Genomic DNA, 17331 nt, shown 5'->3' on the forward strand with positions numbered 1-17331 from the left:
ACTCTTCGCCTTCAACCGCATAGAAACAAGCAAGATCCAATGACCATTTCATATTATGAAAGCTTTTATCAAACTATCGCTGAGCCTTATCGGGATTAGCTTACTCACCGCTTGTGGTGACGAAATCGATCACAATGATATTCGTGAGAATGGATTTGTGTTTTGTGGGCAGGGTAAACCAACCACGTTTAACCCTCAGCTCATTGACAGCGGCATCACTGCCGAAGCACTTAGCCCTCAGCTATACGATACGCTGCTTACACTCGATCCTAAATCTCACCAACCAGTTGCAAACCTTGCAGAAAAGTGGTCTGTAAATGAGGAAGGTACGGAATACACCTTTAACCTAAAGCAGGACGTGCAATTTCAAAAAACTCCTTGGTTCTCCCCTTCTCGTCCATTTAATGCACAAGATGTGGTATTCAGCTTCAAGCGAATCATTGATGTAGACCATCCGTTTCACGACGTCGGTGGTGGTTTTTATCCATGGTTTGCAGGTTTAGACTTCCAAAATCTCGTGCAAGATGTGATTGCTCTTGATGACTACACCGTTAAGTTTGTTCTCTCTCAACCTAACTTTGCCTTTTTAGCCAATATTGCCACCAGCCACGCCGTGCTGCTGTCAGCAGAATATGGGCAACAACTTGCGGCCAAAGACGAAAAAGAACAAATTGACTTGTTACCTATCGGTACCGGCCCTTACCAGTTAAAAGAATACCAAGTGAATGATTTGATTCGTTTGGAGCGTCACCCTAAATACTGGAAAACGCCTGCGAAAATGGAACAGGTCGTGTTTGATATTTCACATCGTGGTACTGGCACGTTGGCAAAACTTTTACGCAATGAATGTGACGTGCTTGCTTCGCCAATCTCTAGCCAAATTCCAATCATACAAGAAACCGAGCACCTTGAATTAACCGCAACGCCTGCTAATAACGTCTCTTTTATCGCGATTAATACTGGTCATCCGGCACTGAAAGATGCGCGAGTTCGTCAAGCTCTCAACCTTGCTATCAACCGCCAAAATATCCTTGATTCCGTATATTACGGCACGGGTACTCAAGCTTATACACTACTGCCGCCGAACTCATGGGCATACCAGAAAGACAGCGTGAAGATCCGTTATGATCGTAATTACGCATTGGCGTTGCTGCGAGAGGCTGGGTATGAGAAAGGTCTGCAATTAACCATGTGGGTGCCGCTAGAACCTAGAGCCTTCAATCCAAGTCCACGTAAAACCGCTGAGTTGATTCAGGCGAACTTTGCTGATATCGGCGTCGAAGTACGACTACTAACCGATGATCGCTTTGAACGAACTCAGCTCGAAAACATCAATAATGTTGACTTACTGCTAACAGGTTGGATTGGTGATACGGGCGATCCTGATAACTTCTTCCGCCCTCTGCTTTCTTGTGAATCTGAACGTGTTGGCCTGAACGTTTCCATGTGGTGTAACGACGACTTCGATTTCTTGTTGGATCTGGCATTAGAAACCGAGCAACAACGTTATCGTTTAAACTTGTATCGCCAAGCGCAGAATATTCTCAATGAAGAGTTTCCTGTCATTCCATTAGCTCACGGCGTTCAATTCCGTGTGCACGATAAATCGTTGAAAGGCTTTAAATCGAGCCCTTTCAATGCACAACCTTTTGATAAAGTTGAGAGAGTTCATTAATGTTTTGGTACGCCGTAAGACGTCTTAATCTCTTTGTCATCACTTTGATGATCCTCACTTTAGTGGGCTTCTCTTTGCTACGTCTTGATCCAACATCACACTGGGCAAACGTGGAGTTTTGGTCAGGCTGGCAAAGCTACCTTGTTGAGCTTTCACATCTTAATTTTGGTATCAGTAAGAATGGGAACCCAATCTATGATGAGCTCGCGGTCGTATTCCCTGCGACGTTAGAGTTGTGTTTCTTCGCCTTCGTTGTTTCACTATTAATTGGTATTCCTTTGGGGACCGTAGCAGGCATGAAACAAGGCAAGTGGCTAGACACCAGCATCTCATTTGTCTCTATGTCAGGGTATTCGGCGCCAATCTTCTGGGTTGCCCTGATGCTGATTATGGTCTTCTCTCTGCAATACCACGTATTCCCTGTGGCGGGTCGTTATGACTTACTTTACGAAATTGACCATGTAACAGGCTTTGCAATTATTGATGCCTTTATGGCCAAAGGTGAATACCGTGCTCACGCGTTACAAAGCGTGATTGAGCATATGATCCTGCCTTGTTTGGTTCTCGCATTGACACCAACAACACAAGTCATTGGCTTGATGCGTGCATCAGTGGCAGAAGTGATGAGTCAAAACTACATTCGCGCCGCACGAATTAAAGGTTTATCCAACCGTGAGATCGTCACTCAACACGTTCTTCGGAATGCGATTCCGCCTATCATCCCAAAAGTTGGCGTTCAGCTTTCGAGCATGATTACCTTGGCGATCATTACCGAATCTATCTTTAACTGGCCGGGCATTGGACGTTGGTTATTGGATGCACTTGCAAATCAAGATTACGCTTCCATCCAAGCAGGTGTCATGGTGTTAGCGACGCTTGTTTTAACCGCCAATATCCTATCGGATCTGATTGGTGCCATGATTAACCCTCTGGTGAGAAAGGAATGGTATGCTAACAAATAACGTTTATCAGGAAGAGCGCATTCCAACCCAGTTTGAACGATTCTGGCGCAGTTACCGCGCGAACAGTTTGGCAATGTTTGGTCTTTGGTGCCTTGGCTTTATTGTCTTAATCACCATATTGGCCCCTATTTTAGCGCCTTACGATCCACAAGCTCAATCTGGCGAGTTGTTAGTGCCGCCTTCGTGGGCGCCAGCCGGAACCGTCGATTACTTTTTAGGTACTGACGACCTAGGTCGCGATATCTTATCTCGTTTAATTATGGGCTCTCAGCTCACCTTTGGTGCTGCCGTAGCAATTACTGCTATTGCCGCGTTCATCGGCTGTATTATTGGTGTATTAGCGGGCATGACCAAAGGTCTGCTATCCAGTACGCTTAACCACTTGCTCGACACAGTCATGTCCATTCCATCATTACTGCTGGCGATTATCTTTGTGGCGTTTTTGGGCTTTGGTGAGTTCAATATCCTTTTGGCGATCTGTCTGGCTTTAATTCCACGCTTTATCCGCTCGGTTTACATCGCCGTGCACACCGAAGTCGAAAAAGACTACATCATGGCTGCCCGTTTGGATGGCGCTAACGACTTCTACTTGCTTTGGAACTCGATTCTACCGAACGTATTAACAGTCATCGCTGCAGAAATAACCCTGGCACTCTCGGTCGCCATTCTAGATATCACTGCGCTTGGTTTCCTAGGTTTAGGCGCACAAGCACCAAGTACGGAATGGGGTGCGATCTTGGGTGACTCTGTTGAACTGATATACATCGCACCTTGGACAGTTACCTTACCGGGTCTGACCATTATGTTTACCGTTGTTGTTCTAAACTTAGTGGGTGAAGGTGTACGCCAAGCACTCAATGCGGGGATCGAATAATGCCATTATTAGATATTCGACATTTAACCATTGAAATTGAAACACCATCGGGCTTAGTCAAAGCCGTTGATCGCATGAGCATTACCTTGAATGAAGGTGAAATTCGTGGTCTGGTTGGTGAATCTGGTTCCGGTAAGAGTTTGGTTGCAAAGGCTATCGTGGGTGTTTGTAAAGACAACTGGAAAGTGACCGCAGACCGAATGCGTCTTGGCAATATTGATCTGCTTCAGCTAACGCCAAAAGAGCGCCGTCGTGTGATTGCACGTGACATTGCGATGATTTTCCAAGAGCCATCGACTTGTTTGGATCCGTCGGAAGAAGTCGGAAGACAGTTAATTGAATCCATCCCTTCTCGATCGTTTGAAGGTAAATGGTGGGAGCGCTTCAAGTGGCGCAGGAAGCAAGCAGTTGCCCTACTCCATAAAGTGGGTATCAAAGATCACCGTCGTTTGATGGGCAGTTATCCTTATGAGTTGACCGATGGTGAATGTCAAAAAGTCATGATTGCGATGGCGATTGCAACCAAGCCAAAAATCTTGATTGCTGATGAGCCAACCAACGATCTAGACCCGATTACTCAATCTCAAATTCTGCGTTTGCTGAGCCGCATGAACCAACTCAACAACACAACGATTGTGCTGATTGGTCACGACTTAACCACCATTACTCAGTGGGCAAATCGCATTACGGTAATGTACTGTGGGCAGTCCGTTGAATCAGCTGATACAGAGAAGTTGGTCGCCGCTCCCAAGCACCCTTATACTGCGGCACTGCTTAAAGCCATGCCTGACTTTAACGACTGGATTCCGCACAAGCAAAAGCTGCAATCTCTACCGGGTTCTATCCCTCCACTGCAGCATCTGCCGATCGGTTGTCGCTTAGGACCTCGTTGCCCTTATGCTCAGAGGCAATGCGTCGAAATTCCACATACTAAACGTATCAAAAACCATAAATTTAGCTGTCACTTCCCACTGAATACGGAGAAACATTCATGAGTGCGTTGCTTGAAGTCGATAACCTATCGAAAGAGTTCGTCACGCGCTCAGGTCTGTTTAAACGCACAGTCAAAGAAGCAGTTAAGCCGGTGAGCTTTACCTTAGAGCCTGGACAAACTATCGGCTTTATTGGTCAAAATGGTTCTGGCAAGTCAACGTTAGCGCGCATGCTTGCTGGCGTTGTCGAACCAAGCTCTGGTGAGATTCGCGTTAATGGTGAGCGCTTAGAACACAAAGACTATTCGACGCGTTGTAAGCTGATCCGCATGATTTTTCAAGATCCAAATACCTCATTGAATCCGCGCATTCAGATTGGTCGAATCTTGGAAGGTCCGTTAAAGCGAAACACGAACATGCCACCAGACGCACGCATGAAACGTGTAAAAGAAACCTTACTTCGTGTAGGTTTGCTTCCGGAGCATGCTTACTTCTACCCTCAGATGCTGGCAGCAGGTCAGAAACAGCGTGTGTGTCTCGCTCGTGCCTTGATTCTACAACCTTCCATCATTGTTGCCGATGAGGCATTAAACGGTTTAGACATGGCGATGCGCTCGCAAATCATTAATCTCTTCCTAGAATTACAAGAAGAGATGGGCTTGTCTTTCGTTTACGTATCACAGCATATTGGCATAGTGAAGCACATTACTGATAAGGTCATGGTTATGCACGAAGGTGAAGTAGTAGAATTTGGTGAAACCAATCAAGTACTCACCAACCCAGAGCATGCGATTACCCAGCGGCTGGTGGAAAGCCACTTCTATAAAGCTCCAACACACTAAAAGTCGGCAACACAGACAGTGATCAAAAAACAAAAAAAGCCTGCTATCACAGCAGGCTTTAACGTATCTATACAGTGGATCATAAACGCGTCAATTAACGACGGCTCTCTTGTTTACGAAGCTCGAAATCAAACTCGTCAGGAAACAGCACGACGCCTTCTTCATTTTGGTTTGGGAACACCACAACAGACAGTTCGTCATCTTCTAGACCCGATGTCCAGCGACTGTGCCATTTGTTCAGCGAGATCGCTTCTGGCTCGCACTCTTCCCAATCACCCGTCGCCCATTGCTGTGCGAATTCTTCATTTGGCCATACTGGAACACAATCGTCGTCTTCGGTGTTCAGCATCACACAGCCGTGCTCATCCTTTAGAATCCACACTTTGCGGTTTGCGACAATCTCTTTCACACAGTATTTCAAACGCTGCTCTTCATTGTAGCGGTTGATGGTATCCATCTGCTCTTGGGTTAATGCTTCGGACATTTCTCGTCTCCTATTTTCCCATAGAAAAATGCCCACCTATAGGCGGGCATTTAAAGTATACGTTGGTAATAATGAAATTACACAAGCTCAGTTTGAAGCCAAGGCCAGCCTTGCTTCTTACGGCTTAGAGTGTTTTCCATCATTAGCATGCCGTCTTTCTCGTGCTTAACAAGCTTCTCAGCCCACTCACCTTTGTAAAGAAGACGAGTTTGCGCAGTAGTGATGTCTGTTAGCATAACAGCAGCAAATGCTAGGTTGTCGTTTGCACAACGTGCTTCTAGATCCGCTTCTAGTGCTTCGATCATGCCGTCAACTTGGTCTAGAGTCGCAAGTTCAACCTGACCTACTACTACATCACGACCGTTGAATGGGTAACCTTTCAGGTCTTTTTCAACAAGTTCAGCCGCAGATAGACCTTCGATGTTTGTCTTAGCGATTAGAAGATCTTTAGTGAATGCATCAACATCTTGTACGTCCGCAATAGCCGCTAGCTCAGCTACAGCATCTTTGTCTTTTTGAGTACAAGTTGGAGAAGCGAAACCTACTGTGTCAGAAAGAATAGCTGACATCATTAGTTTAGCGATTTGAGGCTTGATCTCGTGACCTTCAATCTTGAACATGTTGAACAGTACTGTGTTAGTACAACCAACAGGCCAGATCCATGCTTCCATTGGGTTTACTGTCATCACGTCACCTAGACGGTGGTGGTCAACAATACCTGCAACTTCTGCTTCAGCAATATCGTCTGGTGCTTGCGCTAGATCTGAGTAATCTACTAGCCAAACAGTTTCACCCGCGACTGAAGTGCGAAGTTCAGGAACTTCTGCGCCAGCCACTTCAAGGATGTGCTGAGTTTCACGGTTAATTTCGCCTTGGCGGATTGGCATCGCTTCAGTACCACGCGCCTTTAGAAGTTCAGTTGCAACTAGTGCACTACAGATGCTGTCACTGTCTGGGTTCTTATGACCTACAACTAGAATCATGTTTCTTCCTATTCAAGTCAGTTTGATGCGCTTCCTAAAAGGGTGAATTGCATAACGAATTGCACCTTGGAAGCGGGTTTGCTCACAAAGGCGCTTACTTTACCTGATTTGAGGGAAATTGACACGAAGAAAAGTTGTTACCGCCTATTGCGAATAATTCTCACTTTTATATAATGAGAATCATTCCCATTTGCATTTAAGTCTATTATGAACGCAGCTAAAATTTTCCACTCTGCTCATCAATTGTTGCAGCCAACTCAATTTCGTCTGGCATACAAACGGCTACTGCTGCCTATCGTATTGCTTGCGCTCTTAGCCAGTGAAACTACAAGAGAAGTCACCGTCGCAACCCTATCTGATTCATTCTGGGCGGTCTCTTGTTATGTTGCAGCTACATTAGCTATCTACCATTACCTTTCGAACTTCATGTCAAAGACGAATCGACTCACTTCGCTTTACCACAGTTCACGTAGTCATCAGATTTTCTTTGCTGCACTCCTTGGTGCTCTACCTGGGTGTGGTGGTGCTATTGTTGTTACCACTCAGTTCATCAGTGGTCGCGTTGGCTTTGGAGCAATCGTTGCGGTTTTAACGTCGACGATGGGCGATGCGGCGTTCTTGTTGCTTGCGGCTAAGCCTGCGACAGGTTTTGGTGTGATCGCGTTAGGCATTGTCGTCGGCGCACTATCTGGATGGGTAGTAAACGCGTTCCATGCTGATGACTTCTTGCGCCCAAAGCAAAAAAAAGATTCTCGTCAAACTCAATGTTGCCGCAGTCATGGTGAAACCCACACACCGATTGAGCAGCGTGCTATCAATCTTCAAGGAGCATTCTGGAAATGGCTGCTCATACCTGCAAGTATCATTGCCGTTCTCGGCTCGTTCCAAGTGGATACAAACCAATTACTTGGCCTCAAAGAAAACAGTATGGAATGGTTAGGTGCGACATTTGCGGTTGTCAGTATGTTTTTGTGGGCGATGACCAAAGAACTCGGTGATTACAAATCGACGGTATCCGAAGATGACAAAATCGTCGACTCTCACCCAATTCAGAAAGCCGCACAAGACACAAACTTTGTGAGCGCATGGGTAATATTGGCTTTCCTCGCTTTTGAGCTCACCACATACTTCTCTGGTTTAGACTTGGGCACAACCTTTTCCGGTTGGGGAATATGGATGCCACTACTTGGCTTAGCGATTGGTTTATTACCCGGCTGTGGTCCACAAATTTTGGTAACCAGCCTATATATTTCAGGCGCTGCACCATTATCGGCACAGCTTTCAAACGCGATTTCTAATGATGGCGACGCCTTGTTCCCTGCGATTGCCATGGCTCCGAAAGCTGCGCTCGTCGCCACTATCTACTCAGCAATACCCGCTTTGATTGTCGGATACGGTTTCTTCTTCCTATTCGAATACTAACCTTCAAATCGAATGCAATTGGATACAAAAAGAGCCTCAGTTGAGGCTCTTTTGCTTTTCAGTAACGCGCTAAATTAAGCCGTCACAACCGCTTTTGCGTTGAGCCCTTTATCTAAACTGATGAGCAGTAGTTGACACGGCTCTTGGTTGATTTTTTCACCGGTCCAAAAATCGTACCAATCGGTAGGTTGGTCGGCTATGAGGGTAAATTCCATAGGTTCATCATTGGTGTAGTTAAACAAGCAATGTAGGTCATTCTTGGAGGTCAGCGGCAAAAATGCGTGATTTAAGCCTAGCGCAGTAAACTTGGCAGCCTCTTGATTTCGACGCTGGCGCAGCATTAGTTTAGAGAGTGTCTTACTCGCAAATGACGTAATCTCTGGCAAAGGGTCACCAGAAAGCAGTAAGCCACCACAAGCTAATAGAGCATTGCGATGAAATTGGTAGTCTTCTCGGGAAGCGGCTTGGTTTGGAAGTGAAGTAAACGTCGCACAATCAGGGTCGATTTGCCACAACTTACGATGTTGCCAACTGCGGAAGAAAGTCTCTTTAGCGATTTGCTCAAAGCGATGACTATGGCGCTCGACATCGTCAGACACACGCATTGCATCGACTAAGCCCAAAGAAGGCCACATTGGCGCGTTACAGCCTAATAGCCATGTATCCCCTGCCCCTTTGGCGATCGCTTCCATCCCCATGCGGTAGGCTTCTACACCGGTTACGCCCGATTGACTGCGCTTACCTTTTAAAGTGCCCCAATAGTTTGCGTCTAATTTGAATAGCTCAACACCCCACTCTTCTCGCATGACAGATACGACGTAAGTTAAGTGATCTTGAACTTCAGGGTTTGAAGTATCGAGAATGTACCATGGTGTACAGCGCCAACCACCATAGGTGACATCTTCAGCTTTCAGGAGGTCTCCGTCTTCGTGACGCACAAACCATTCAGGATGCTTTTTGAAGATTTCTGATTCTGGTTGGGCAATGAATGGTGCCATCCAGATCGCGGGCTTCTTGCCCTTCGCGCGAATATTATGAATAAGCTCTTTTACACCACCAGAGAACTTATCCGAAGGCGTTAACCAATCGCCCATGAAAGCTTGGTAGCCATCATCCAACAATACCCATTCAAGCTCAGACAGCTTATCTTGCATGCATTCAACGTTTTCTAGGACGTTATTTTCAGTCACTTCCGCATAATACGCATACCAAGAACACCACCCAATTGGCGCATCTTGTAAAACACAATTACGCACGGAGTGATGTTCTGCAATCATCTCACTGTATTCAGCGTAGAGTTCAGACAGAGAATCACCACGTAAAACGGCAACAGATTCAAGGGTATTGTGCGCCCAATCGGCCACTTGTGTCATTTCACCATCGAGAACAGCAGATAGAATCCAATGATCACCATGTTGAACAACATCAAAATAACCCGCAAAACGATGACATGAGGTGAAACCAAACAAGGTATAGCCTGCAGCATCTTCTACAACGAGATAGTTGTAGTAACGTTTTGGCGCATGTTCCGGATAGATTCGATACGACGCATTGTTATCAGGACAGCGGCCAATATCGACGGGGTGAGAAATGGTGCCCGAAGTTTGAGCGAGCATCTGGAAGCCGTCACCGACAACGGTCGCTCCTTGCTCATATAAGAAAGGCATTTCAAATAGTACTTCTCGTTCGCTGTAGGTTTTGTTATGAATCCCCGCAAACGAAAAGTGCAGTTGGTTACCAACGACTTCGAACTGAAGATCGTTATCCATCACCGTGATTTCAGTGTGATTGGCCAATTGAATAGTTTGAGCCATAGAAAATCTACTCACTTGATTATTATTGTGTTGTTTCCTTCATTATCCTTTGCTTCTCTCCCCCAAATCGTTATCAACGTCACGAATCGACATCGTTCCTAATTATATCAAATAAGTATTGAGAGAATGCTCACTGAAATTTTGGTTAAAAAAATACCAACCCGAAGGCTGGTATTTCATTTAAAGCTTAGTGCTGTTATTAAGCAACTTCGATTGGACCACCGAATGAAGTCACTGGTGGAACCTTACCAGTGAATTTCTCGAAGTCTACGATACATGTGTTCGCAGAAGTCGCCTGTGCTAGCTCAGAAGAACCGATGTCTTGAGTTAGTGTATTCGGGTCACCGTAAGTACAGATTGCACCAACTTTTTCGTTTAGTGGACCGTACCATGCACCTTCTTCAATACGCACAACACCACGTGGGTAGCTGTCTGTCAGAACCGCACCTGCAAGAAGCTGACCACGGTCGTTAAATACGCGTACCAAGTCACCATCTTTAATGCCTTTCGCTTTCGCATCAGCAGGGTTGATATATACAGGCTCACGACCTTGAACAGCGTAAGTAGCACGGAAATCTTCAGATTCACACATCTGAGAGTGCAGACGCTTGTCTGGGTGGCAAGACTGAAGCCAGTACGGGTGTTTGTCAGAGCCCGGACCACCGTGTGAACGTTCTGATTTCTCGAACCACATTGGGTGTTCTTGACAATGTTCGTAACCGTAACGACCGATCTTACGAGAAGTGATCTCGATGAAGCCAGAAGGCGTACCCAGTGGGTTGATTTCTGGATCTTTACGGAAGTCAGCGTGACGAACCCAAGGCTTACCTTCACCGAAGTCTAATACGCTTTGTTCCCAGAATTCTTCAAATTCTGGCATCTCGAACTTACCGTCGTTCGCTTTCTTACAATCGTTGTACAGGCTACGGATCCATTCCATTTCGCTCATGCCACGAGTGTACTCGTCGCGACGACCAAAGCGTTGAGTCAACTCACTCATGATTTGGAAATCTGGCTTAGATTGGAACAATGGATCCACTAGGCGGTGCATAGCAACCAAACCTTTATTCGAGTATGAACCGTATACATCAATATCGTTACGTTCCCACTGAGTACAAGCTGGTAGAACGATGTCAGAAAAACGACATGTTGCAGTCCACGCAAACTCAATAGTTACCACAGTCTGAAGCTTTTGGAATGCTTGCTTCATGCGGTTACGATCTTGGTGGTGGTGCCATGGGTTGTTACCCGAGATCACCATCATCTTGAAGTCTGGAAGCTTAACTTTACCACCGTTGTAGTTGATCTCTTTACCTGGCTCTAGAAGACAGTCGATCCAACGAGCAACAGGGATAGTACGGCTGTAACCGTTAAAGTCGTTGTTATCCCACTTCGGTTTCATACCTGTGTCTAAGTTACGAGGGAAACCACCAGGGCCCGCGAAACCAGTTGAAGGTACACCGATACTTGAGTAGTGGTGACCGTAAGAGATACCGCCACCTGGTAGACCGATTTGGCCAACCATTGCTGCCACAACTGCAGCTGCCCAGTATGGTTGTTCACCGTGCTCTTGACGCTGGATACACCAACCCATCAGGATTTGTGTACGGCCGTTTACTAACATGCGTGCGAATTCACGAATCTTGTCCGCTTTCACACCACAGATAGGTGCAGCCCACTCAGGCGTCTTAACAACTTTATCTTTCGTTTCACCTTGAACGTACTTGATGAAGTCTTCAAAACCTAGGCAGTAAGTCTCGATGAACTTCTTGTCGTATAGGTCTTCATTGTACAACACGTGCGCAACAGCAAGCATAAATGCTACGTCTGTTAGCGGGTTGATGTACAAGTGATCATTTTCAAGGTAACGCTGAGTCTTGTTCTTCACTGGGTCTACAGATAGAACGTTGATCTCACCTTTCGCTACTTTTTCTTTCAGTTGCGCTAGGTACTTAAATGACTCGTGCGTTTCACAGTTCCAACCTACCTGTAGGTTTTTCACTGGGTCGTTTGCCCAAAGAACGATGTTGTCTGAGTTCTCTAGGATTTCAGACCAAGACGTACCTTGTGCGTATACTTCTGTAGAACCAAGTACGTAAGGCATGATGGTTTGACCCGCACCAGTAGAGTAGTCACCTACTTTAGTGATGAAGTTACCGTGCATACCTACCGCACGTTGCATGTGTGCAGTACAGTTGTTGAACGCACCAGTTTGGTTCCAACCTGTTTGACCTGCGTGTAGAGCCCATGGACCGTATTCTTTTTGAACACGCTCTAGCTCACGGTAGAACAGGTCTAGAGCTTCATCCCATGTAACACGGATGAAACGGTTGTTACCACGCGTTTCCGCGCTGTATTTGTGCTTTTTAAGCCAATCTAGACGAACCATTGGGTAACGAACACGTGATGGGCTGTAAATGATGCCCTTGATGCCGTTCAACATTTCTGTTGGGTTCTTATCTAGTTCTAGCGGTTTGATCTCTTGAACTTTACCCGCGTAGATGTGGGCGCGGAACGCGCCCCAGTGTGAACCTGTTACTTTCCAAGTACCCGTAGTCTCAGCTGCATTTGCAGATGCTGAAGCCAATAAGCTTGGACCGATAACTGACGCTGCACTTGTGGTTGCTACACCTTTAAGAAAACTTCTTCGTGTAATAGCCATTTAATTTACTCCAATCCGACGCTTATTAGTGGTGGCCTTCAGCATAATCTGAAGAGTGCTTCTGTAGGTACTTCAAGATCAGTGCTTCACTGTCTGTATCTAGGTTAACGAACGCTAGCATACCGTCAAACATACCTGGCCATGTATTCGCATCGAAGTGCGCTTCAGCTGGTTGTGTGTGACATACTGAACAGTTTGTTTTGTATGCTTCTGCTGATTTTTCCCATACAGGCGTGATGTCGTTCAGCATAGATTCTTTCTTGATCCATACTTTCGCAGCCACTTTTTCCCAAGGAAGACCTGTTAGCTCATCCACTTTCTTCTCACCAGCCGTTACAACGTCAGCGTCTGTTGCAGCGTCTTTAAGTAGAGAAGCTACTGCGATGTTTTTACCGAAGTCTTCTTGGATTACACGACCAAAGCCTTTCGCTTTACGCCAGCCGTCGATTTCGATTTCAACGTAGTCGCCTTTTTCTTCAAGAACTTTCACTGTTGATGCTGGGTTTAGAAGACCTGCTTCTTTCGCACCTTTATCGTCGAAGTAGATTGGTAAGTGACGAACACTTACTAGCTCCTGACCTACACCGTAATCTGTGTTAGATGCCATACCTTCTAGGTCACCAACAATACCACCGATGCTGTCCATACCAGCTGGAAGTTTGTGCGCGATGCCTTTGTGACAGTCAACACAGCTCTGATCTTTTTCAGCAGCTTGTTTCATTTGGATGCGAGCTGTTGGAGACATTTGCTCGAAATCCATAGAGTCGTAGTTGTGACAGTTTTTACACTCTAGAGATTTGTTTGCAGAGAAACGATCCCATTCGTGTTTAGCAAGTTCGATACGGCGCTCTTCAAAAACACCTGGTTCATCGTAGTTACCAAATACTTGTGCAAATACTTCTTTAGACGCTTGCATTTTACGAGCGATCTTATCTGTCCAGTTATGAGGAACGTGACAGTCAGGACAAGTTGCACGAACACCAGAGTGGTTTTTCCAGTGAACAGTGTCTTGTAGTTCAACGTATACGTTGTCACGCATTGTGTGACAGCTGATACAGAATTCTTCTGTGTTGGTTGCTTCTAGGGCTGTGTTAAAGCCACCCCAGAAAATAACACCAGCGATGAAACCGCCCATAGTCAGCACACCAAGGCTGATATGAACTGCCGGGCGCGTCATAGTACGCCACAGTTTAATGATTAATGATTTCATTATTTGCTCTCTTAAAATCTTTTCTAAAGTGTGGTTATGAGCTCACTGGCTTACATGCCGTGCGCACCTGGGGGACCAAAGAAGAACACTTGAAGTGCCCAAACAATAAATCCGTAGCCACCTACGAAAGCCACACTCAGAATTGGGAAGAGAACAACTGCAATGAAGAGGAAAGACTTCCACTCCAGTGAGCGTTTTTCGCCACTCTCAATTTTGTTAACATCACTCATACATTTGCCTATTTTGTATCTAGTGTTATTGGAAAGCCTGTCTTACCAAGCTTAAGTTTTTTACAATCTCTATTGGAAAATGTTAGACCATACTATCAGTAAGGTTCAATCAAATCTGATGCTTCATACCTTGTTATCCAACACTTTTTTGAGCTCATCCAGAGATGTGTTTGATTGATATTCTTTATTTAAAATTATTAACAGATGTGAAAAAATAAGTCTTTTGCAACCTTGTTAAAGATACAACATAAAGATAACTTTGTTTACATTTAAATGGATTTTTTCGTGCTACTAAACCGCTATTTTTTCGACTAAAGACAATACCTTGTGAACGTTATGTTAAGAAAAATTCACAGAATCCGAATGACTTTTTTGTCGATGAGTTTGCAAAAAAACAGAGCTTAGCAATTCATAAACCCATACTACTTCGTTAGAATCAAAGCGTTGTTTTTGAGGGAACATTTATGAATCAAGTTGTAGATATTAATTGGTTTGAGCTCGCACTTTTTAGTTTGATCCTTATCGTTCCCTTTGCCATTAATGCTCGATACAAATTAGGCATAGCCAAAGACACTGCCATCAGTGTTGCCCGTATGACCGTACAACTGCTCTTAGTGGGTGTTTATCTTGAGTACCTATTTAAACTGAATAGCTTAACTGTGAATCTTGTCTGGTTGTTGGTCATGATTGTCGTTGGGGCGAGTTCGATTGTAGGCAAAGCGAACCTTCCCAAAAGACCGCTAATGCTCCCTCTCATCACAGGCTTAACGTGCAGCCTTTTTCCCCTACTCGCTGGCATAATCTTAGGCTTGGTAAAACCGGTCCCCTTCTACAACGCCCAGTACTTAATTCCTTTAGCTGGCATGCTGTTAGGGAACAGTTTGAGTAGTAATATTGTTGCTTTGCAAAACCTATTCACTGCGTTTGAACAACGAAAATCCGAGTACGAAGCCGCTATCTCACTTGGCGCTTCACCAAAATACGCGTCATTCCCTTTCCTTCAAGAAGCACTACGTAAGTCGCTTGCCCCAATCCTCGCCTCTATGGCAACAACAGGGTTAGTGACCCTTCCTGGGATGATGACAGGCCAAATCCTTGGTGGAGCTAGCCCAATGGTGGCAATTAAGTATCAATTGGTAATCATGTTGGCGATTTTCGTCATGCTAAGTGTGTCTGTTGCGATTACATTGGAAATGACATTGAGCTGTGTACAAACAAGAGAAGGTCGCGTGAAAGTTAAGTTTATCAACAAGGATTAACTAGTCGAATGGCGAATACATGACCACATAAGCGTCTCATTTTATGAATTTTTCTTGTTCCAAAAAGATACACACGATCTTTAAGACAGGTTATCCACAGAAAATGTGGATAAACCACTAAAACCCATAAGCAACCAGAAACATAACATCAATTAGAAGCCATTATCTCCCACGGCCCCAAATGGTCATAAAGCAGTCATTCAACTGACATATGGAGACTCTAGAGTGCAGTTAACCACAAAGGGAGGAGTCACTATGGATAAGTTAATCATGCAGGAAAACGCAGATGAATTGCTGTCAGATTCACCAGTGGACTGGTTGGTACAAGAGCCGGGAGAAATAACGTCTCACTGGAATCCGAAGGAGTTTGGTATTAACGAAGAGTTAATCTAACCCTTTCAAACGGCAGATAAAAGAAAGGCAAGCCCAAGTTGGCTTGCCTTTTTCAATTCTATTTAAGGTGCTTATCTTCATCGCGTAGATAAATCATCCAATACCACATGCCTACGAAGACACCGCCACCAATGATATTGCCAATCGTTACAGGAATAAGATTGTTCATAATAAAGCCAACCATATTCAAATCTGCATAATCTGCGATATTCGCGCCTGTCATTTGCCAGAACGATTCTGGAGCGAAGTATTTAATACCAATCGCCATCGGCACTTGGAACATGTTTGCAATACAGTGTTCAAAACCTGCTGATACAAACATCGCTACAGGCAGAATCATAACGGCAATTTTGTCTGTTAGCGTACGACCACTGAAGGTCATCCAAACCGCGATACAAACTAAAACGTTACACATGATGCCCAGCGCAATCGCTTGGAAGAAGCCATGATGCAGTTTGTGCTGAGAAATAGCCATCGCATTCAGACCTACTTGGCCACCATCGAACATATATTGCTTAGTGATCAACATACATACCACCAGCAATATTGCGCCAACCATGTTACCGAAGTACACAACCAGCCAATTCTTCATTAAGGCTTTCCATGAAATCTTGCCGCTTGCGCGTGCAACCAGTGTGAGTACAGAACTGGTAAACAACTCACCACCTGTAACCACGACTAGAATAAGACCAAGACTAAAAGCCAAACCACCGATTAAGCGAGTAATACCCCAAGGCATATCGCCCGCACCAGTGGTAACGGTTGTATAGAAAATGAAAGCGATACCGATATGAAGACCTGCTGAAATAGCGAGCAGAAAAGACTTCATTGGGGCTTTAGTCGCTTTGCCAACACCTACTTCGGCGGCACGTTCAGCAGCCTGAGGTGGTAAGAGTGAGTCAAACTGATTGAAGTTCATGGAAGTGTAACATTTAGAAACAATTAACGAGGCGCGGATAATCGCTCCATTTCCAGAGTTTTTCAAGGGCTATTTTTCATGTTTACTAAATTTGTTGTTGCCGAGAGAGTGATCGATAAAACTCAACTATGAGTTCTTGTCTTAACCATCATTAATATTTGGGAGCGATGTTTACCATCGAATAAAAATTCCGCGTTATATCAGGCCGATAGCGCCACACTTAACACTTCTCACGGTTTTCTATTGCTCAACCTAAGTTTTCAGACTAGCTTGGATAAAAAAGCACAAAGGAATTACCTATGAAATATTCAGCTGACCACATCGCCGAACTGAACCTACTTCTTCAATTCGACTTAACCAGTGCAGCTACGGGCATTAAAGTCCATAAAGAAGCTTCAGAAGACATGCAGGCAGCGGTTGCCCGCCTATACGAAAAACAACTATGCACTCAGCCTGATGGTGGTTATTTAACCGACGAAGGAATCGAAGTTGCAGAACATGCCGACAAGATCCTTCGAGTTCTTTCAGCAGAGTAATCTCACAAGTTTGTTCCAATCTTCTTAGTAAAAAGCCACCCTTTTCGGCTGTCTCTTATACACAAATCCCCAAGCTTGTAGCTTGGGGATTTTTTTTGAACTCTTTCACGTGTGTGTGATCTGATCACTTAGTA

At 45.0% G+C, this 17331-nt stretch carries 16 protein-coding genes; 9 read left to right on the top strand and 7 right to left on the bottom strand.

The window, feature by feature from the left end; genetic code table 11:
* Positions 1–55: 55 nt before the first annotated feature.
* Genes sapA through C1S74_RS04440 form a run of 5 tightly spaced genes read left to right on the top strand, consistent with a single transcriptional unit; the run spans position 56 to position 5285 of the window.
* The gene (sapA, locus tag C1S74_RS04420) at positions 56–1675 is read left to right on the top strand and encodes an ABC transporter substrate-binding protein SapA (protein WP_042601836.1); all 1620 of its coding nucleotides are present in this window, start codon (positions 56–58) and stop codon (positions 1673–1675) included.
* Positions 1675–2637 carry an ABC transporter permease gene (locus tag C1S74_RS04425; protein ID WP_038873626.1) on the top strand — a complete coding sequence of 321 codons (963 nt, stop codon included), beginning with the start codon at positions 1675–1677 and terminating at the stop codon, positions 2635–2637. The genes sapA and C1S74_RS04425 overlap by 1 nt, the downstream gene beginning before the upstream one ends.
* Complete coding sequence (locus C1S74_RS04430; RefSeq protein WP_038873629.1) at positions 2624–3511, top strand: ABC transporter permease subunit; 888 nt, start codon at positions 2624–2626, stop codon at positions 3509–3511. Before C1S74_RS04425 ends, C1S74_RS04430 begins: the two co-directional genes overlap by 14 nt.
* On the top strand, positions 3511–4506 hold the full coding sequence (locus C1S74_RS04435; RefSeq protein ID WP_038873632.1) for a peptide ABC transporter ATP-binding protein: 996 nt from the start codon (positions 3511–3513) through the stop codon (positions 4504–4506). Before C1S74_RS04430 ends, C1S74_RS04435 begins: the two co-directional genes overlap by 1 nt.
* The gene (locus C1S74_RS04440; RefSeq protein WP_045402355.1) at positions 4503–5285 is read left to right on the top strand and encodes a peptide ABC transporter ATP-binding protein; all 783 of its coding nucleotides are present in this window, start codon (positions 4503–4505) and stop codon (positions 5283–5285) included. The genes C1S74_RS04435 and C1S74_RS04440 overlap by 4 nt, the downstream gene beginning before the upstream one ends.
* Positions 5286–5379: 94 nt before the next feature.
* Here C1S74_RS04440 and C1S74_RS04445 read toward each other — a convergent pair whose 3' ends face one another.
* Entirely contained in the window at positions 5380–5769 is a 390-nt protein-coding gene (locus C1S74_RS04445; protein ID WP_005437260.1) for a DUF2750 domain-containing protein, read from the bottom strand.
* A 77-nt stretch (positions 5770–5846) separates the two neighbouring features.
* Positions 5847–6752, bottom strand: coding sequence for a manganese-dependent inorganic pyrophosphatase (locus C1S74_RS04450; RefSeq protein ID WP_038873640.1), 906 nt, complete (start codon positions 6750–6752; stop codon positions 5847–5849).
* 207 nt (positions 6753–6959) lie between these two features.
* Here C1S74_RS04450 and C1S74_RS04455 point away from each other — a divergent pair, with 207 nt between their 5' ends.
* Positions 6960–8174 (top strand): putative manganese transporter, encoded by a 1215-nt coding sequence (locus C1S74_RS04455; protein WP_045402358.1) that lies wholly within the window; start codon positions 6960–6962, stop codon positions 8172–8174.
* A gap of 74 nt (positions 8175–8248) precedes the next feature.
* Here the strand turns inward: C1S74_RS04455 and C1S74_RS04460 are convergent, their stop codons facing one another.
* The 4 genes from C1S74_RS04460 to torE form a co-directional block, all read right to left on the bottom strand.
* Positions 8249–9988 carry a glycoside hydrolase family 36 protein gene (locus C1S74_RS04460; protein ID WP_045402360.1) on the bottom strand — a complete coding sequence of 580 codons (1740 nt, stop codon included), beginning with the start codon at positions 9986–9988 and terminating at the stop codon, positions 8249–8251.
* Positions 9989–10187: 199 nt separating this feature from the next.
* The gene (gene torA, locus C1S74_RS04465; RefSeq protein WP_038873657.1) at positions 10188–12650 is read right to left on the bottom strand and encodes a trimethylamine-N-oxide reductase TorA; all 2463 of its coding nucleotides are present in this window, start codon (positions 12648–12650) and stop codon (positions 10188–10190) included.
* A gap of 25 nt (positions 12651–12675) precedes the next feature.
* Positions 12676–13860: a pentaheme c-type cytochrome TorC gene (gene torC, locus C1S74_RS04470; protein ID WP_038873660.1), complete on the bottom strand. Its 1185-nt coding sequence runs from the start codon at positions 13858–13860 to the stop codon at positions 12676–12678.
* Positions 13861–13910: 50 nt separating this feature from the next.
* Positions 13911–14090, bottom strand: coding sequence for a trimethylamine N-oxide reductase system protein TorE (gene torE / locus C1S74_RS04475; RefSeq protein WP_005450728.1), 180 nt, complete (start codon positions 14088–14090; stop codon positions 13911–13913).
* A 464-nt stretch (positions 14091–14554) separates the two neighbouring features.
* Here torE and C1S74_RS04480 point away from each other — a divergent pair, with 464 nt between their 5' ends.
* Positions 14555–15349 (top strand): ABC transporter permease, encoded by a 795-nt coding sequence (locus C1S74_RS04480; RefSeq protein ID WP_045402363.1) that lies wholly within the window; start codon positions 14555–14557, stop codon positions 15347–15349.
* Between the two features lie 255 nt (positions 15350–15604).
* The gene (locus C1S74_RS04485) at positions 15605–15742 is read left to right on the top strand and encodes a hypothetical protein (protein ID WP_095759865.1); all 138 of its coding nucleotides are present in this window, start codon (positions 15605–15607) and stop codon (positions 15740–15742) included.
* A 58-nt stretch (positions 15743–15800) separates the two neighbouring features.
* Here the strand turns inward: C1S74_RS04485 and focA are convergent, their stop codons facing one another.
* Positions 15801–16661, bottom strand: coding sequence for a formate transporter FocA (gene focA, locus C1S74_RS04490; RefSeq protein WP_038873665.1), 861 nt, complete (start codon positions 16659–16661; stop codon positions 15801–15803).
* A 299-nt stretch (positions 16662–16960) separates the two neighbouring features.
* Here focA and C1S74_RS04495 point away from each other — a divergent pair, with 299 nt between their 5' ends.
* Positions 16961–17197 (top strand): TIGR02647 family protein, encoded by a 237-nt coding sequence (locus C1S74_RS04495; protein WP_038873668.1) that lies wholly within the window; start codon positions 16961–16963, stop codon positions 17195–17197.
* The last annotated feature ends 134 nt before the right edge of the window (positions 17198–17331 follow it).

Source organism: Vibrio hyugaensis (genome assembly GCF_002906655.1).
Classification (GTDB): Bacteria; Pseudomonadota; Gammaproteobacteria; order Enterobacterales; family Vibrionaceae; genus Vibrio; species Vibrio hyugaensis.